This window comes from Dyadobacter sp. (assembly GCF_017744695.1).
GTDB lineage: Bacteria > Bacteroidota > Bacteroidia > Cytophagales > Spirosomataceae > Dyadobacter.
The window spans coordinates 563481-581615 of the sequence record NZ_JAGIAS010000002.1 but is presented as its reverse complement, the minus strand read 5'-3'; the positions used below and the strand labels follow the sequence as shown (position 1 = coordinate 581615).

Genomic DNA, 18135 nt, shown 5'->3' with positions numbered 1-18135 from the left:
TACTTACTTTTTGACAAGTACTTACCCGAGAGTATGTATGACTAAAATCAAGGAAAACTCGACTTACAATGCGAACCGCGAAATTGTAATGCAGGAATGTCCGGTTACGTATGTGATGAACAAGATCGGTGGGCATTGGAAGCCGATTATTTTGTACCACCTGTTGGCGGGAAGCAAGCGTTACAGCGAGATTAAGAAGGCAATGCCCCATATCACCGAAAAGATGCTGATCCAGCATTTGAAGCAGCTGGAAAACGACCGTTTGCTCATTCGGGAAGCCAAGCCGGTGGTGCCGCCGTATGTGACCTACACGCTCACGGAGGGAGGCCGGGAATTGGAATCGGTGATCAATGCGATGGCTGAATGGGCTTACAGGGACATGAAAAGAAGTCGTGTGCCGCTAACTACGGAAATGGTGGCGTAACAGCAGGCAAACTTTTGATGTATTTGATTAGCCTGCTGACATACAGTTGTCACCAGAGGCATTATTTTGCGGCAAACTTAGTTCAGTCATGAAAGTCCATACCACCAACTACGAAAATACATTCATCGAAGTCGCCGACGACTGCCCGGCGGCTGGAGGCGAAGTGCCGCCGATGAAGGGCGATGCCAAAACTGTCGCCGGTATCCAGTTTGAGATGATCAGCAAAAATCCCTACAAATTCACCTCGGATGACGTGTTGTTCAGTGTTTTTGCGGAACGGAAGGATCTGACGGAGAATGAATTGGAGGAGGCGAGAAAGCAATTCTTTTCGAGAGGCCAGGCCTGCATGCGCGCCTCACCACTCACCAAGCGCTACGGCTGGGGTGTTCATAACGACAAAGACGGAAAGATCGCGCTGTACGCGTGCGACAGTCCTGAATACAAGAAATTGAAGGAGGAATTGCAAACGGTGAAAGCCATGAAGTCGAAGCGGTAGCATTTTTGTATCCACATCCATTAAAATGAATGAAAAAGTTAGGCCTTGTAGGCGGCATGAGCTGGGTCTCGACCGTCGATTATTACCGTTTTATCAATGAAAGTGTCAATGAGAAACTCGGCGGGTTGAACTATGCCGAATGTGTTATTTACTCGGTGAATTTCAATGCGTTCGTAAGCAACAACACGGCCGGCAAGTGGGACGATACCTTTCAGATTTTGCTATCCGCATGTAAAAACCTCAAAAGAGCGGGGGCCGAGGCCATTGTACTCTGTGCGAACACCGCCCATGCTGTGGCCGACCGTTTGGAAACTGAAATTGATCTGCCAATCATTCACATCGTAACTGCTACTGCCGAGGCTATCCAAAAAGCGGGGCTAAGGAAAGTTGGCCTGCTCGGTACGAAGTTTACCATGGAAATGGATTTCTATAAAGACAAACTGACAGGACTGGGCATTGAGCCGATCGTACCGGCCACGCAGGAAAATCGTGATTTCATACAAAACACACTGAGGGACGAACTGGGAAAGGGCATCATCAGGGAGGAAACAAAGCAAGGCTATCTTGCGATAATAGATGAACTTATTGCCCGGGGAGCCGAAGGAATTATCCTGGGGTGCACGGAAATACCGATGATCATCAGTCAGGACGATGTGACTGTGCCGGTTTTCGACACTACCCGTATCCATTCCGATGCCGCGGTAGCATTTGCATTGTCGGAATGACTGTGGGTTTAAATGCTTTTGAGCAACACCAAAGCCAGGATCCTTATCGGATCAGCCGGCTTTGGTGTTTTAAATGGGTTTACAACGCGTCCGAAGATGGCACCAATTTTGCTTTCAGATCCGGTTCTTTCATGTTTTTGTCGAGCGGGAACATCGGGCGTTTGATCCGTTTGTAAGGCAGCCGCTCCAAATCCTGATCGACGCCACCCGGCGTGAGCGACAGGATCCAGTCGGCACGCATGTTATATAACTCGGGTTCCAGGTAACCAATTTTAACAACCACAATATCCGACTTGCGCGGGTTCAGGCCGAGTCTCGTGAAATCGGCCTCTTTGTGATAAGGTTTGCGTTTTTTAGTCACGATCACCCGCACGCTGCCCACTTTCACGACTACCTCAGTTTCAGCATTAATGTCGCCATGGTGGATCGCTTCCACTGTTCCCACCAAATGCACCGGCGGCGCGAAACGTGCATCTACCCTGGCACCTGCAAATGCATCTATTTTGCCTCCTACACCCGCTTTCACGGCTGCTTCCACCAATTCGGGGCCGGGAATGGAGGCGTAAATCAATGACGGACCATTTTCATTCCGGAATTCCGGGCGTTTGAGGATTTCGGTGATCGTCCAGGTTACATCACCTGCACCGCCTGCGGTAGGATTGTCGCCCGAATCGCTGATAAAGAACGGATGTTTATTGCTGGCGAGGGCCTTATTCAATGCGCCTTTCAGGTCGTCGGTAGGTGCTACAAATGCGAATTCCCTGCGCACGTCCCAGAAGCTTTTTGCAAGCATTTCGGCACTTTCGGTCACTTTGGCTTTGTCGTCGCCGGTAACCATCACCACCGCGTGGTTACGTGGTTCGTCGGCCCACGCATAACCAACCCACATAGCGGCATCGATCACGCCTGGTTGCACCGAGGCCGGTGCGACTTTGGCATAAAGCGACTTCCCGGGCTCAATGCGTGTGCTCGTTTTCTCTCCCGGAAGCAGGATCGGCACGGGGATCCACGCTTTGTAAGCAGGCTTGCCTTTGCCGCTTTCGAGGCGGGAAAGCAAGTTCGCAACCGCCCGGCGCTTGGACTCCATGGCATCTTCATGAGGGGCCATACGGTAGCAGGTAATGAGGTCGGTGTGCTGTGCCAGTCGCCACGAGACGTTGCCGTGCAAATCCATGCAAGTGGATACAAGCACTTTTTTGCCGATCACTTCGCGGATGCGCGTGATGAGGTCGCCTTCGGGATCATCCAAACCTTCGACGCTCATCGCGCCGTGAATATCGAAATACAGACCGTCATACGGGCCGTTCTTCTTCAAAAGTTCCAGCGTTTGTTTCACCAGCGACTCATAGGCAGCGCGTGTCACCATTCCACCCGGCAGCGATTTGCCTACCAGTGCTGGCAGCCATTCAGCCCGTTTTCTGAGATTGGAATCGGCAGCCATAAACGGGTACGATGTGAAAATCTGCTCGCCGTACTTGGCTTTGAACGCAGGCTCCTCCGTGCGGGCCGGCGAGAACGTGCTCGACTCGATACCGAGCCCGGCGATGGCGATGCGGGGCAATGCTTTGGATTTTTTTTCTCCGTCCGCAAAGCATAAAGTCTGTATGCCTGCCAAAAGGAAAGAAACGATCAGGGAAAGTGTAATTTTCATATATTTTATTTTAACAAACAGGCTTAGGGCCTCTATTTTGTTTAAACATAATGAAAATTGGCGAAATCGGATGATGTGCGGAATTTGTGCAAGGACTTCTTGCACAAATCAGCCACCTTGTTCAGGCAGTTTCCGTGCGCGGCGTTTGGGTTTATTAATTTCTTGTTCAATCGTCTTGATAGATGGCAGTGATGCCTTGAGATTTTTAGGAATAGCCTCCGTTAGCTGAAATTCTGAAATACCGATTGGTTTGGAAAGGTCACGCAACGAATACTCTGCTATCACGCCATTTTTATCCTGGCAAATCAATAATCCTATGCTGGGCTCATCGAGACTTGTTTTTAATTTGTCGTCGACTACTCCGAGGTAAAAATTAAGCTTGCCGGCATATTCGGGCGTAAACTTGCCTTTTTTAATTCTACCACAACATAACATCGCAGTTTTAAGTGGTAGAACAATAAATCTATATAAAATTCCTGATCATCAACCTCAATGTGATACTGCTTTCCAACAAATGCAAACCCCGCACCTAATTCAAGAAGAAATTTCATAACGTGATCGGTGAGAGCATCTTCAAGTTCCTTTTCCTGGCATTGGTCTGTGAGAGCCAGAAAGTCGAATATGTACGGGTCCTTCGTCATTTGCTGGGCGAGATCCGATTGGGGAGAAGAGAGCGCCGAACTGAAATTCGTTATGGCCTTGCCTTTCCGTTGATAATAAAACGAGTCAATTTGGGCGACCATAACATCCCGTGACCAACCATTTTTGTGTGCTTCGCCAATGTAAAACAGCCGTTCGGTGTCGTTTTTTACTTTGTTCAAAAGCGTAATATGATGGTACCACGAAATTTGTGCAAGGACTCCTTGCACAAATTGGGGGTCAGGGTAGGCGAGCGCGAATTGACGCATGTATTTAAGATTCCGGGTCGAAAGGCCCTGCATATCAGGGAATTCTTTGCGTAGGTCGCGGGAAAGCTTGTCTATAACTTTAGAGCCCCAGCGGGACTTGTTTTGCTGATGTAGAATCCACCAGCCTATTTGCCAATAGACGTCCAACAACGCGGAATTGGCAGCCACATTAGCCTTAAATCTTGCAAGCCTGATTTCTGACTTGATTTTGTGAAGAAAATCGTCATACCTGAGAAATACATTTTCCAAAAACATAGAATGAGTGCCAGATGAGTTGCGAACTAGTGTAAATCTATCCGTCACTATTGATTGCCTGGAAATTTTTTATCAGGTAGCCAAATCTGTTTAGCAAAAGGTACAAACGTGTTATTCCTTTGTAGAAACCGCTTTACTGAAACTGTAAATATTTAATTTGTGCAAGGACCCCTTGCACAAATTATCAATCACTTACGAGTCGGTTTCGCGCTTCCATATCCACTTTTTCCATGAAACCATTCGGCCCCTTGCCCTACCAGCCACAGGTAGTAATCGGAAGGGAGGTCGGGCTCGATACCTACGAATTTCCCATCTGCATTCAGGGGTGTATCGCCTTCTTTGCGCGTTTTGAAAATGGCGGTGCCTTCATCCACTTCATCGAACATGGCGACGTACAGTGCTTCGGCACCGGACATTTTGGCGCCGGCGATTTGTTGCCAAAGGAATTCGCCCTTGTTGCGCGGAATTTGGTTGTAGAGTAATTTGTCGTTTTTCAGGTTACCCCAACTGAAACCTGGGAAAACAAGCGGCGCATAGTCGATTTTATTCGTTTTGCACCAGGTAATGTCTGCGGGGAGGTTGGCGCCGGCTACACTCAGGTAGGTAGAGGCGTTGTAACGGCCCACGGCCCAGGGCATGATAATATCGGCCTGCTTGATGACCGTATGCAGCAACGGCGAGTTTTCTGTATCGCGGCCGAGTTCCCGCCAATAGTAGGGGACGCCGAGTAAAATAGAAGCTTTTTTGGAAGGACCCTTTATTTTCTCCATCAATATCTGAATGTCGGCAATGGTGTATTTCCGGCCGTCGTTGAAACCCACACCCCAGATGGCCAGCAGTGGCCGTCCGTTGTGCCTGAGGTAGGTTGGGTTTTCCTGTCCGTCGAACAGTTTGAATTGCTGTTGCAGTTCTTCCCAATCCTTCACGATGAAATCCATATCCGCGGAAGTGGAGCCACTGAGATCGTACATAATGCTGATCGCCCGGCCGTACTTTTTGGATGCTTTCAGTGCATTGGCCAGCACTTTATTGAAGTGCCGCTTGCCGCTTTCACCTTTTACTTCCGAGACGAACCTTTGCATATATACGCCGTCGATTCTGTGTTCCTTCATCCATTTGAAATGCAGATCCACGCTTTCCTCATCATAGGGGCTGTACACTTTGGCGGGGTCGCCATTGGCATATTGGAATGCAGTGTTGTAGGTTTTGGCATATTCGGTCACGTCCGGCCAGAAATCAATGGAAGCGAAACCCGGTTCGAACTTGCCGGCTTTCTGATAATGATGCCAGCCGCGGCCGGCGCCATCGCCTTCCGCAGTAAACCAGCCCTGATACCCGGCCATGACCAGGCCTTTGTAGCTTTTAAACAACGAATGCGATTCGTCGTATTTGACTTCCTCGACGGGTTTGGGATCGTCGGTTCTCGGATTTTCATCGCTGCCCTTGCAGCCCAACGAGATGATGGATAGGCAAAATAGGAGTTTAGGTAAGTTCATAAGAAGCTGTAAGCTTTAAGCTATATGTTGTAAGCTTATGTTTTTATCCAGAATATTTACAGCCGCAAGCCATTACTGAAAGCGTATAGCTTAGAGCCTATGGCCTACGGCTTTTTCATTACAATGCAACCCTAACCGCTTTGGCGTAATTAAACTTCGACTCGGGGGCATCGATAATGGCGCCTGCGCGGAAGAAGTATGGGTTGCCGGTTTTCAGCACGTTACTATTCGAAGGTAGGTCAATTTCCAGCTGATAAACCTTGTTCGGGTCGATGGCGCCGTTGATCTCCTGCTCCGCGAGCGCCACGCGCATGGGCTCGCCCACGGACGGCTCCGGGTGCGCATACAAGCCAATCTTCCTCACATTATTCATCACGGTTTGCTGCAATTTGAATTTGGCAATGACCTTCGTTCCCACTTTTTCAATGCTGGCTTCCTTTACACGAATATAAGGCTGTACCTTGAAGTCCAGCTTCGTTTCGCCTTTGATAGTCACTTCCTGTGAGGCAATCGGGACAAAATTCCCACGTACAGGCGTGATCGTATACGTATTCGCGAAGATCAGGTTGTTGCGGTAACTGCCATCGTTCTTGACGATCATGGTCTGCTTGGTTTGCGAGGCATAACCGTGCTCGATGAATTCGATGGTACTGCCGCGGATAATATCCTGCTCGACGGGTTCATTGGTATCGGCGTCGAGGAATGTCCCGTACAATTGCGAATCAGGGGCAGGGTAGTTGTCGACGCTGCACGCTGCTGTGCCGAAAAGGAGCAGCAGGGCGAGAAGGGAAGTGAATATCTGTTTCATTGTCAATGTGTTTGTGTTGTGGGCGGTAGGCAGTAAGCTATAAGCTGTAAGCTTTAAGCACTTGTCCTATGTAGCTTATAGCCTACGGCTTACAGCTTACAGCCTATTAATACTGTGGATTTTGAACCAAACCATTCGCCCCGATGCCGGGGATTGAGCGGTAATACTGGCGGTAATCAAAGGTGGCCGGATTACTGCGTGGGACATTGACGCGTACGAAAATGTATTTCGCAGGCGTAACGCGCAGGTCGAGGATGGGAAGCAATGCGTGACGCATGGTGTTGTTGAACACCGTGTGGTACTCGCGGCGACGGATCAGGTCCCAGAAGCGCTTGTGTTCAAATGCGAGCTCAACCCGTCTTTCGCGGATCACATTGTTGATCGTCAGCGGGATTTCGGCCTTATGCCCGGCCCTGCGGCGAATGTCGTTCAGCGCTTTGGCTCCCTTCACTTTATCGCCCGAACCGCTTTCGGCGATTGCTTCGGCATAGTTCAGGAGGATTTCGGCGTAACGGAAATCGGCGAAGTCGGTCACGCATTGGTTCCAGCCTGGCGCGATGTTTAAACCTTCATTCAAAAACTTCTTGAAACTCACGCCCGTACGGGTATTGTTGCCGCCCCAGGTGTCGAAACCGGAGTATTTGGTCCGGTCCGATGCGCCGTAAGTGTAGTAGGTCGTGCCGCCATGCGTGAACGGGTCACCGCCCATGATCTGCGCCGAGCCGTCGGGTTTGATGAAACCGGCCTGAATCACGATCTTCTGGCCCTTCCAGTTCGTGCCGGGAAGGATCATCGTTGCCCACATACGCGCGTCCTTGCCTTTGAAGATGTCGTTCTCGGTATCAAACCGTTTGTATTGCTTGGAAGCATTGAAACCGGTATAGTCGGTCAGGTCGTTGGCGGCTGCGGAGGTAGCGAGCGGTGCGCTTTCGCCCGGCTTGTCATAGCTTTCGTAAACATCCATGAGTTCGAGTGTCGGGTTCATGCGTCCCGGGTGCGGCCAGCCGTTGGCCGTTTGATTGGGCTGGTACCAGATGCCGTAGTTGTGACCTGTTCCGGAGCCCGGCCTCGCATAACCTTTGATGAAAATCACCTCTTCCGGCGCATTGTTAGGATCCTCGAAAAGCAGCCGGTAGTTGTTGGCAGCCTCTTCGGGCGTTGCGGGCGATGGCTTGTACAAATTGAATTTGCCCGAATTAATGATCGCCTCAGACGCGTCGATGGCAGCTTTGTAAAACTCCGTTGCGGCAGATTTGTCCAATCCAACCAGTTTCTGGTCCACGGCTGTTCCCGAGATCGGCGCGCGGTCAGCGTATTTGGCTAGCGATGCCGCGTGCAATGCGGCACGGGATTTCAGCGCATATGCTACCCATTTTGTTGCGCGTCTTTCGCCTCCGGGCCACGAGTCGCCGAGGTTACCCACAGCCGTGTCGCATTCTTTCAGTACAAAATCCCAGGTTTCTTTCTCGGTACTGCGCGGCACTTTCAGGGCTTCCACATTGCCCTCATACTTCTGAACCGACGTGATCAGGGGCACGCCGCCATAGCGTTTGGCCAATGCGAAATAGGCATATGCGCGGATGAATGCACTTTCTCCGACGAGCGCTTTCCGTTCATCGTCGGTAATGTCGAGGGTAGGGATAATGTCGATCAGGATGTTCACATCGCGGATTAATTTATAGCCCTGGTCCCACCACTGGAAATCACCATCTCCCACAAAATCACCAAATTCGGTGTGCACAGCTTCGTCGGTGGACATCGCCGGGGCGAAACCGCCATTGTTCGGGTCGCCGGTGTTCCAGTTGAAGCCCTGCCGGAAGAATGTGAAATCCTCGATCGGTAGTTGGTAATACAGGTTCGCCATGTATAGTTTCACGCCTTCGGGATTCGAGAACAGGTTCTCGCCCTGCAACTTATCGAGCGGCTGCTTATCGAGTACATCGCCGCAACTCATCGCCACGAGCACCAATAATAGCGTTAGGGTCTTTTTTAAATAGCTCATTATCAATTAGTATTAAAATTTGACATTGATCCCGAAGTTGTAGCTCCTCGTGACGGGGTACGTAAGCCCCGCTCCAAACAATCCTTCCACTTTTTCAGGATCGAAAGGCTTCACGAACGAATCGGCCCAGGTGAAAATGTTGTGCGCATTGCCGTACACGCGGACATCGTTGATACCGATCTTTTTCAGCCACGGTAAATTGAACGTGTAACCCAGCTGCGCGCTCTTGAAACGCAGATAGGACGCATCCTTCCGCCACGCGCCGCTTTCGGCGTACATCGCTCCCACATTATAGTTGAAGCGCGAAGCGGGCCATTCACCGGGGATCCACTGGCCGTCGGGCGACTGGTGCCACCTGTCATAGAAATACGCGGGCGTGTTGCCGCGGAATGCGAAAACTTCGGCATAGACCTCGCGGAAGCGAACGCTGTATTTACCCGAACCCTGGAACAATGCGGTAAAGTCGAAACCTTTCCAGGAAGCGTTCAAAGTCACGCCATAATACATTTTAGGATCGCCGCCGAAGAATAACGGAACAGCATCGTTACCATCGATCACCCCGTTGCCATCGACATCCTTATACTTGAAATCGCCGGGAAGCTCGCGGGTATTGCCGAGGTCACCGTTTTGGATGGGCGCGTAAATGACTTCATCCTTGCTCTGGAACTGGCCTTCGAGCTGGTAAGCCCACACCACGTCGTTCCAGCGGTTGGTAGCGCCGCCGCGCCATTTGTCCATGCTGCTCAGGAATTCCCCGCGCTCTACGTAGCGGTTCTGTGTGCGGGCGAAGTTGAAGTTACCCGAAATACCATATTTGAAATCGCGGATCTGGCCATTGTAAGCCGCGGAGAATTCGATCCCGCGTACACGGTCGCTGTTCAGGTTTTCTTCCGGTAACGTGCCACCGAAAGTGTTGGGCAACGACACATTCCTGCGTGCGAGCAGACCTTTACGGTCGCGCTGGTAAACATCGAAGGTCAGGTCGATTTTGTTATCCCAAAGGCCGAGATCGATACCGACATCCCGGATATTGGACTTGAACCAGGTCAGCTTCTCGTTCACGATCGCCGGGGAAGCTGCTCCCGTAGTGTAATTGCCGTTGGTAAACTCATATCCGCCGCCCCCCGTGAGCGAGAAGCCGGGCACATACTGGAACGGCGCGCCGGCATCGGCACCCACGAGGCCATATGAACTCCTCAGTTTCAGGTTTGAAACGATAGGAAGGCGTTTCATGAATTGCTCTTCCGAAATGCGCCATCCGGTCGATATCACCGGAAACAAGCCCCAGCGACGATCGGGATGGTAGCGGTAGGAACCATCATAGCGCGCAGCTACCTCCAAAAGGTATTTTTCTTTGAAATCGTAATTCAACCGGCCTACGTACGACTGGCTCGCATATTCCGATTCCGAACCGCTGGTGGTCTGGTTGTTCAGCCCCGCCTGGTCGATCTGATCGTTGGTGAAGAATGCATATTCACGGCCGAGCCCTGCCCACCGGTTGTGCGATTCCTGTTGCTCGTACACCAACGTCGCCCCCAGGTTATGGTTTTTCGCGATGACGGTATTGTAAAACAGCTGTCCCTGGAAGGTAATGCGGTTATTGTCCGAGAAGTTGTTGCCGATTCGCGACGGGTTGCGTTGGGCGTGCGCGGTGTATTTGTCTGTGGACGCGTCGTAGGTATACAGGTTATAAGCCTTCGAAACTGATTTCGCGCGGTAGTTATTGCTGTCGTAAGCCACCAATCCCTTAATGCGCAGTCCCGGAATGAACGGCACGGTATAGGTGAGGGCAAAGGTCGACTGGAAAAACTTGTTCACTTCCTGCGAATAGCCGGTCAGGCTTTTGTCGGCCAATGCAACGGGATTATAGCCGCCGCTGAGTAATGCCGGGTATTTCGGGTTATCGTTGGCATACGGACGTTCCGTAGGCAATGCGATGCGGGTACCTTTATAAATGTTGAAGAAATTATCCCCCGGCTGGTCCCTTTTATCGAATAGTCCTGAGAGAATCAGGTCGGCTTTCAGATTTTTGGTTAAATCAATGCCAACGTTGGAGCGGAAGGTGTACTTCTGGTACCCCATATCACCGCTTTTGAGCAAACCGTTTTCTTTCTGGTACCCAAAACTGGTGAAGTAGTTCACCACGCCCTCGCCGCCGGATGCGGAAATAAAATGCTGCTGCTGGCTCGCCGATTTATTTAAAGTTTCCTTATACCAATCGGTACCCTGGTAACCGGGCGCGCCGTTACGGAACTTCTCGATTTCCTCGGGAGAGAACACGGGATTCTCGCCCAGGTTCTTCGCCGCGTCGTTACGCATTTCGGCCCATTGCAATGCGCTCGTCATTTTGGGCACATCGGTGGGGCTTTGGCGGCCATATACCATATTGTAGCTGAACTGCGGCTTGCCCTGCTTGCCTTTTTTGGTGGTCACGATCACGACGCCATTCCCTGCGCGGATACCGAAAATCGCTGCGGAGGCGTCTTTCAGCACCGAAATGCTTTCGATGTCGTCGGGGTTGATCTTCTGAAACTCGTACCCTCCATCGCGTGCCACACCGTCGACCACATACAACGGCTCACCGAAGCCGCGTATATTAATGTTCGTGCTGAAAGAGCCGGGTTCTCCCGAGTTCTGGCGGATCTGCACACCGGCCACTTTCCCTTGCAGGCTTTGGGCTAAACTGGTGTGCGTCGTCGTCTTGATTTGCTCCGAAACAATGTTCGAAATCGCGCCCGTCAGGGTTTGCTTACGCTGGGTGCCGTAACCCACCACAACTACCTCCTGCAACTCGTCGGTACTGAGTTCGAGCTGCACAGTAAAGTTGGTCCGGCTACCGACGGCTATTTCCTGTCTTTTGTAACCTAAAAAGCTCACGATAATCACCGCCCCCGACCTGGGAACGGAGAGCGAAAATTTTCCATTGGCATCAGTGGTGGTACCTTTCGTGGTGCCTTGCAGCACAATGCTAGCGCCTGGGATGGCGCTGCTTTTCTCGTCCCTGACTTCGCCGCTGATAAGGGTTTCATCCGCGGCCGATTGCGCCCATGCGCCCGCTTGCACGAGCAGCATTATGCATAGTGTCGTGCACATGCGCCGGAGCATTGCCCGGACATTACACCTGCGCGGGGTTTTTGATAGAAGTTGTTTGTTCATACCGTAGGGTTAAGTTCCTGTTCGTTTAAATGCATGAATTCGGTCGGCCGAACCGTAGGATCAAAGAAATAGGGGGTTGATTAAGAAATGGTTAACAAACCATTAATGGCGCGCTTAATCCCGCTGATTTTTACATTATCCGGGTAAAATATTGGGGGATTTTGGGGAAGGGCAATAAATGAAACAATAGTCTACCTGTTTGGGCGTAGCGTCCACCTCTGTTTTTATCCACTTCGATAAGTTTGTCGCAAGCCCATTTTCACACTGGCACGCTTGCAGTCTAAACTAAATTGAGCATGATGAAAAAACACAGACACGTAGGGACCATTGCCCTGTTTACACTGGTGATGGCCCATGCAGATGCACAGCAGATCCACGAGGCCATGGCATCAGGCGGAGGGGATATTTCGGGAACGAACGGATCGGTCAATTATACTATCGGACAGGTGTTCTACACAACGATGTCAGGGGCTTCCGGCACATCGGCCGCCGGCATACAGACCACATTGAATTTGGGTCCGCCGCTACCGGTTACGCTCATCAGTTTTGAAGGCGAATGCGTAGCCGGGATGGTACGCCTCAGCTGGCAAACCTCCATGGAGCTAAACAACGATTTTTTTGTGGCGGAAAAGAGTACCGACGCGAAAGTCTGGGTGCCGGTGGATACGATAATGGGAGGGAACGAACCCGGGAGCTATTCCTGTGTCGACGAGCAGCCTGCGACGCCTGTTTCCTACTATCGTCTGAAACAGGTGGATACGGATGGAACATTCGCGTATTCGCGCCTGATACACGTACTGGGCTGCGCAGGCGAAACCCGGGCGGTGGCAATTTATCCCAATCCCACGGACACGGGCGTATACCTTGCCATGGAAAACGGTGAGGGTACGGAGTATGAGATTTACAATCTGAAAGGGACTCTGTTACGCAGGGACAGGGTCCGAAACGGTAAAACCTATATAGATATGCGTGCGTGGGTTACAGGGGCCTATTTTTTAAGGGTTATGCAAAACAAGTATGTCATAAACAGCTTCTCCATTGTAAAAAACTAAATCATGAGAAAACTATTTACAATCACGATAGCGGTACTTGCCTGTGTGAGCACGTATGCGCAGGCGCCGCAGAGATTAAGCTACCAGGCAGTGATACGTAATGCCTCGAACGCGCTTGTCACCAACGCGCCGGCGGGTATGCGTGTAAGTATTTTGCAGGGAAACGCTGCCGGTCCGGCCGTGTATGTCGAAACGCAAACACCTGTCACCAATGCCAATGGCCTCGCTACGATTGTGATCGGGGCCGGTACGTTGGTAAGCGGAAACTTCACCGGCATCAACTGGGGGACCGATACCTATTTTATCAAGACGGAAACGGACCCGGCGGGAAGTACGAACTATACCATCACGGGTACCACACAGATACTGAGCGCGCCCTACGCATTGTACGCAAACAAGGCAGGCAATGCCGCTCCGGCAGGCGCGGCAGGGGGCGATCTCGGAGGTTCCAGCTACCCTAATCCTGTGATCGCCGCTAATGCGATAACCGGGGCCAAAATAGCCAATAGCACGATAACCGTAGGCAAGCTGAACGTTTCCGGCACGCCGGGCGCCAATAATTTTTTGCAGGGTAACGGTGCCTGGAGTGCCGTGGATCTTGCTTCGGACGTGACCGGTAATCTCCCTGTAAACCGCCTAAATAGTGGCACCAGCGCCTCTTCCACTACATTCTGGCGCGGCGATGGGACCTGGGCCGCAGCCGGCGGTGGTGCCCCGACGGGCGCGGCAGGCGGCGACCTGGCCGGCACGTATCCCAATCCGACCCTGGACGTAAATAGCGTGACATCGGCCAAAATAGTGAACGGGGCGGTTACAACCGACGATATCGCGAATAACGCCATAACAATACCCAAGATTAATGGCGTGGGTACGCCGGGTAACACCAATTTTTTGCGTGGCGACGGGGCCTGGGCAGCGCCGTCCACTTTGCCCACGGGTGCAGCAGGCGGCGACCTGACCGGTACCTATCCCAATCCGGTCATCGACGTCGACGCCGTAACATCAGCCAAGATAGCGGATGGCACGATCGTGAATGCGGACATTCAGACCGGCACGATAAACGTGAACAAGCTGAATGCGACGGGGACCCCGTCCGCTAATAATTTCCTGCAAGGCAATGGCAGCTGGGCACAGGTCGATATTGCTACGGCAGATGTGACCGGTAATCTCCCGGTATCGAAGCTGAACAGTGGTACCGACGCGTCGGCAACCACTTTCTGGCGCGGCGACGGCACCTGGGCAGCACCTTCCGGCGGAGTCACGCTGCCCAGCCAAACCGGGAATGAAGGGAAGTTCCTTACTACAAACGGGACCACCACCAGTTGGGCAATCTCGGGGCCTGCGCTGTACGACGACGGTGACAGGAGATTGGGCACCATCATGTCGATATCCCGTAACACCGCGACTATAATCACTTCAACAGGATATATCGTGAAAGTACTGTTTACGCCCGACGGTACAAACGATTTTCCCATCGATCAGATATATTGGTCAGGGTCGAACTGTACGGGAACACCATTTTTGAATGATAATGGCCTGACCGGCTCGGCGCTCTATGCAAAAATACTTTGTTATTCCGGCAAAACAGGGCTATTATATGCACCGGCCACCCCTAATGCGAATGGGTGCTCCATCAGTACGGCCCATTCGCCCGCGGCAACGATAGAAAATCCCACCTGTATGACTGGTGGAGGAACGAGTGGCTGGTCAATCACCTCTATCACTTTTGCAGCGGCAGGTTTACCTAACAATATATTTCACCCCCTTACAATAAGATGAGCGTAGACTGAATAGTAGAGAAGGTGTCCCATTTATAATTGAGACACCTTCTGCTGTGCAACTGCCTTTTATGGTTTTGCTTCGATTTTTGGATGATGGCCGTCATCGCAATTCCAATGCCCGTGGTGATGCCACGGACCGCCGTGCGACGCGGCGCGGAATGCGAAGATATTCATCATGATGAACGCGAAAATGATTGCGATGGCAGCAACTCTTGCGGCGATAGTAAGTCCGCGGCGTTGGGAGAACGGGCCGTAAATATAGCCGATGATGAAAACCATACAGGCTACGAACAGGATGCGTGCGAAAATCAATAATCCGAAAAACATGATTTCTAAAAGTTTAAGTGAAACAATTGATGAAGTGTAAATGGAACCCGGGAGAGGCCTACTTGAGTAAGGCTTCGCTTTCCGCTTTGCCCCAATGCGGCATGACGGTGAATGCCGTTGCAGGAAGTTTTTGAATGGCTTTGCCTGCGAGTTCTTTGGCGAGGTCTTTATCGCCGCCCCATAGTTTAGGCGTGTAGTACTTCGTCCAGGCTTCGAGGTAAATGGCACGGGGGTTTTCGGCTGAGAGTTTTTGCGCTTTCTTCAAAAACTGGTCGGATAGCGGGCCGAATTGCCTGCCCATGGTCATGGGACTGATGAAAACTTTGGTACGGTAAATCATCGCCTGGACGACGTAAATTTCAGAAAGCACTTTACTCTCGCCCTTTGCCAGCGACTCGCTTTTCTTGATCTGCGCTTCGCCGCGTACGCTGTAAGGCTCGATTTTCTCGCCGTCGTCTTGCAGGAGAAAGCCCACTTTGGCATTGCAGAAAGCGGCATAGTAATAGGGCAGCCACTCGGTTTTTTGCGCATTACCTAGCTGAACGAATGTCTTTTCAAGCGCCTGAAAATCATTGACTGATTTGGCCTGATCCAGCTTCTTGACGGAAGCCTCTAACTGGGCGGAATAATCTCCGTTTTGCGCGAATGTGAATGCGACGGAGCAAATGAGCAGGATGGTGGTGATGAGCGTTTTCATGGTTTTGTTTTGAAGTTTATGAGTTCAGAGTTTATGAGTAGGCGAGTCTGGAGTTCAAGGCTTTGAACTTTAAACTCATCGACTCTGATCGAGGAGGTCTTCGGTGCGGTCGATGCCCAGGCTCATGAACACGCCGACAAAATAGAAACGGGTGGCCGGGAGGGTAATGGGTGTTTTGAACTGGCCATTGTAAGCGTAGTTGTATCCGAATACTTGTTTGGATCCCAGCACATTGTTGGCCCCGAACGCGAAACCGGAGTAGTCTTTGAACTTCGACTTTTTGAAAAAGGTCATCATTTTCGACACGTGCAGGTTGAGCACATTGTAAGGTCGTGCCGTGCCTGAATCGTAGATGCGTGTACCTGCGTCGCCGCCCGTGCGGATACCATAATAGGGGCGACCAGCTGCGTACGAGTACGAAACGTTGACATTGGTACTGATACCCTGGAAAAAGCGTTTGACAGCGATGGTGAACGTATGCGGACTCGTGAACGATGGCCGGATGCTTTCAGGGTAGTCGAGGTAGTTGCGCTTGGTGTCGAGATAAGTGTAAGTCAGCCAGTAATCAAGGTTACGGACCGTCTTTTTATCGCGCCAGAAAAGCTCCAATCCCTGCGCGTAACCATCGCCCCCGAGCGATACGCCAGGAAATGTTTTAACCAGATTCCTGTACTTTTTGTAATAAACTTCTGTCCTGAAAAATCGGTTATTGACCTTTCTCGAATAGTTGAGCACATAATGTTCCGATCGCGAAAACCCGAGTTCCTGATTTTGAAACAGGTACCGGTTTTCAGGTTTTTGGTAGAAAACACCATACGCCAGGTTCAACTGACTACCCGCAGCCAGCCGGTAACCGAGGCTCGCACGAGGTGCCACGACGGCCTTGCGAAGCAGGCTCGAATACTCTCCACGTAACCCCGGACGGAATGCCATGTGCTCACCCAAATGAATATCGCCTTCGATAAAAACCGCAGACAATTGATCGCGAAGTACCGTCTTGGTACCATCATAATGTTGCACATCATGGAAATAGAATGTCTCTCCGCCGAAGCGCAATGCCTGGTTGCGGTCGAAGCTGCGGGTGAATACGGCACGGCCCTGTGCGAAATGCGAACGGAGGGTAATGTCGCTGTTTTTGGCAGGAAAGGGGCCGTACGGTATGGTAACGGTCTCGTTGCTTCCGTTGAGCAACCGGTTATGGAGGTCATTTTTGTCAAAAGTGTAGGCAATGCCTGCATCGAGGCGCCAGTTGGGACCGAGGTCCGTGCGATAGCTCATGGTTACGTAGATATTCGGGTTTTTCAGCCGGAAGTCGGAACGGAGCGCTACGCTGTCGGTATCGGCGTTGCGCATGCCTATGTTACTCTCGGCAAAGGCCAGATAGCCCTTCAACATGCCTGTTTTTCCGGTTTTGAAACGGATGTTCGCATTGGCGCTCAGGTATTCGGGGCCATGGTAGTAATCGGGGCGTTGCGGAACTACTTTATTGTACAAACCCTGATTGCTGTAAGCCAGCCCGCCGCCGTAGCTGCTCCGGCCGGATTGGGACAAATGCTGGAAACCTGCCCCGAGGTTCGAAGGAAACACGCTGAAATTGGCGGAGCTTTTTTCAGGTAGATCGATGCTTTCGAGGATCAATGCACTGCTCATGGCTTGCCCGTACAATGCCGAATAGCCGCCCGTGTTGAACAATACCCCTTTGAACAGGAACAGGTTAATGCGAGCCGGTTGCATAATGCCCGGTACGGAAGCGTAGTTCGGATTTTTCATGAGCGTACCGTCCACGAACATCCGGGTTTCGTCACTGGTACCGCCGCGCACAAAGAGCCCCTCGCGCTCGCCCACCTGCTGCGCACCGGGGAGCGTCCGCAGGGCATTGGAGATGTCGCCGCCGTTTCCCGCCACCGTGTAGGCATCAATGGGCGTCAGCGAGGCGCCTTTGGCCTTATCGCTCGCCTCGAAACTGCCTGCACTCACGGTGACGGCCTCGAGTGTATTGACGGCATCGTCCAGGGTGATGGAGAGTGTGATGGCGCTATCGGCGAGGGTCAGCGTTTGCTGATGCGTTTTGAAGCCGATCGATGAGACAATAAGCGTCTGATTACCCCGCCGGGTGGTCACGAAGTCGAATCGGCCGAGCGAATCGGCCACGGTACCGGATTGCGCGCCTTTGATACGAACGTGTGCCCCGGGAATGGCTTCGCCCAGTGGGCCGGTCACTTCACCGTGAATTCGGATTTGCGCCCGGGCCGCCAGCGCGAGCAGCAGGCTGCCCGCGATCAGGATGAGTTTGGTTGTAAATGCATTGGAAATCATGGCTTTGTTTGTTTTTTGACCAAAGCTATGGTATGCGCCAA

13 protein-coding genes and 1 pseudogene are annotated in these 18135 nt (G+C 51.8%); 5 read left to right on the top strand and 9 right to left on the bottom strand.

Translation table 11 applies throughout. The features are described from left to right. Positions 1–37: 37 nt before the first annotated feature. From J7619_RS10035 to J7619_RS10025, 3 genes are all read left to right on the top strand, one after another. A complete protein-coding gene (locus J7619_RS10035) occupies positions 38–424 on the top strand; it encodes a helix-turn-helix domain-containing protein (protein WP_291197519.1) in 387 nt (128 codons plus the stop codon). Positions 425–512: 88 nt separating this feature from the next. Beyond that, positions 513–920, top strand: coding sequence for a DUF6157 family protein (locus J7619_RS10030; RefSeq protein ID WP_291197517.1), 408 nt, complete (start codon positions 513–515; stop codon positions 918–920). 29 nt (positions 921–949) lie between these two features. Beyond that, entirely contained in the window at positions 950–1645 is a 696-nt protein-coding gene (locus J7619_RS10025) for an aspartate/glutamate racemase family protein (RefSeq protein WP_291197515.1), read from the top strand. Between the two features lie 79 nt (positions 1646–1724). Here J7619_RS10025 and J7619_RS10020 read toward each other — a convergent pair whose 3' ends face one another. The 6 genes and pseudogenes from J7619_RS10020 to J7619_RS09995 all read right to left on the bottom strand — a co-directional run bounded on the left by J7619_RS10020 (position 1725) and on the right by J7619_RS09995 (position 11921). Then, on the bottom strand, positions 1725–3296 hold the full coding sequence (locus J7619_RS10020; protein WP_291197513.1) for a M81 family metallopeptidase: 1572 nt from the start codon (positions 3294–3296) through the stop codon (positions 1725–1727). A gap of 108 nt (positions 3297–3404) precedes the next feature. Beyond that, a pseudogene (locus tag J7619_RS10015) lies at positions 3405–4459 on the bottom strand (YhcG family protein). Between the two features lie 188 nt (positions 4460–4647). Beyond that, positions 4648–5955, bottom strand: coding sequence for a glycoside hydrolase family 71/99-like protein (locus tag J7619_RS10010; RefSeq protein ID WP_291197511.1), 1308 nt, complete (start codon positions 5953–5955; stop codon positions 4648–4650). A gap of 118 nt (positions 5956–6073) precedes the next feature. After that, positions 6074–6763, bottom strand: coding sequence for a DUF3823 domain-containing protein (locus tag J7619_RS10005; protein WP_291197509.1), 690 nt, complete (start codon positions 6761–6763; stop codon positions 6074–6076). A gap of 106 nt (positions 6764–6869) precedes the next feature. After that, on the bottom strand, positions 6870–8765 hold the full coding sequence (locus J7619_RS10000) for a RagB/SusD family nutrient uptake outer membrane protein (RefSeq protein WP_291197507.1): 1896 nt from the start codon (positions 8763–8765) through the stop codon (positions 6870–6872). 12 nt (positions 8766–8777) lie between these two features. Then, on the bottom strand, positions 8778–11921 hold the full coding sequence (locus J7619_RS09995) for a TonB-dependent receptor (RefSeq protein WP_291197505.1): 3144 nt from the start codon (positions 11919–11921) through the stop codon (positions 8778–8780). A gap of 296 nt (positions 11922–12217) precedes the next feature. Here J7619_RS09995 and J7619_RS09990 point away from each other — a divergent pair, with 296 nt between their 5' ends. Next, a complete protein-coding gene (locus tag J7619_RS09990) occupies positions 12218–12973 on the top strand; it encodes a T9SS type A sorting domain-containing protein (RefSeq protein ID WP_291197503.1) in 756 nt (251 codons plus the stop codon). Between the two features lie 3 nt (positions 12974–12976). Beyond that, a complete protein-coding gene (locus J7619_RS09985) occupies positions 12977–14752 on the top strand; it encodes a hypothetical protein (RefSeq protein WP_291197501.1) in 1776 nt (591 codons plus the stop codon). A gap of 68 nt (positions 14753–14820) precedes the next feature. Here J7619_RS09985 and J7619_RS09980 read toward each other — a convergent pair whose 3' ends face one another. The 3 genes from J7619_RS09980 to J7619_RS09970 all read right to left on the bottom strand — a co-directional run bounded on the left by J7619_RS09980 (position 14821) and on the right by J7619_RS09970 (position 18094). Beyond that, the gene (locus J7619_RS09980; protein ID WP_291197499.1) at positions 14821–15081 is read right to left on the bottom strand and encodes a hypothetical protein; all 261 of its coding nucleotides are present in this window, start codon (positions 15079–15081) and stop codon (positions 14821–14823) included. Positions 15082–15139: 58 nt separating this feature from the next. Then, positions 15140–15778 (bottom strand): hypothetical protein, encoded by a 639-nt coding sequence (locus J7619_RS09975; protein WP_291197497.1) that lies wholly within the window; start codon positions 15776–15778, stop codon positions 15140–15142. 75 nt (positions 15779–15853) lie between these two features. Continuing rightward, positions 15854–18094 (bottom strand): TonB-dependent receptor, encoded by a 2241-nt coding sequence (locus tag J7619_RS09970; RefSeq protein ID WP_291197495.1) that lies wholly within the window; start codon positions 18092–18094, stop codon positions 15854–15856. Between the last annotated feature and the right edge of the window lie 41 nt (positions 18095–18135).

Bases quoted from the DNA above. Each gene is read 5' to 3' on its own strand.
- J7619_RS10035 (WP_291197519.1), top strand. From the start codon at position 38: ATGACTAAAATCAAGGAAAACTCGACTTACAATGCGAACCGCGAAATT.
- J7619_RS10030 (WP_291197517.1), top strand. From the start codon at position 513: ATGAAAGTCCATACCACCAACTACGAAAATACATTCATCGAAGTCGCC.
- J7619_RS10025 (WP_291197515.1), top strand. From the start codon at position 950: ATGAAAAAGTTAGGCCTTGTAGGCGGCATGAGCTGGGTCTCGACCGTC.
- J7619_RS10020 (WP_291197513.1), bottom strand. From the start codon at position 3,296: ATGAAAATTACACTTTCCCTGATCGTTTCTTTCCTTTTGGCAGGCATA.
- J7619_RS10010 (WP_291197511.1), bottom strand. From the start codon at position 5,955: ATGAACTTACCTAAACTCCTATTTTGCCTATCCATCATCTCGTTGGGC.
- J7619_RS10005 (WP_291197509.1), bottom strand. From the start codon at position 6,763: ATGAAACAGATATTCACTTCCCTTCTCGCCCTGCTGCTCCTTTTCGGC.
- J7619_RS10000 (WP_291197507.1), bottom strand. From the start codon at position 8,765: ATGAGCTATTTAAAAAAGACCCTAACGCTATTATTGGTGCTCGTGGCG.
- J7619_RS09995 (WP_291197505.1), bottom strand. From the start codon at position 11,921: ATGAACAAACAACTTCTATCAAAAACCCCGCGCAGGTGTAATGTCCGG.
- J7619_RS09990 (WP_291197503.1), top strand. From the start codon at position 12,218: ATGATGAAAAAACACAGACACGTAGGGACCATTGCCCTGTTTACACTG.
- J7619_RS09985 (WP_291197501.1), top strand. From the start codon at position 12,977: ATGAGAAAACTATTTACAATCACGATAGCGGTACTTGCCTGTGTGAGC.
- J7619_RS09980 (WP_291197499.1), bottom strand. From the start codon at position 15,081: ATGTTTTTCGGATTATTGATTTTCGCACGCATCCTGTTCGTAGCCTGT.
- J7619_RS09975 (WP_291197497.1), bottom strand. From the start codon at position 15,778: ATGAAAACGCTCATCACCACCATCCTGCTCATTTGCTCCGTCGCATTC.
- J7619_RS09970 (WP_291197495.1), bottom strand. From the start codon at position 18,094: ATGATTTCCAATGCATTTACAACCAAACTCATCCTGATCGCGGGCAGC.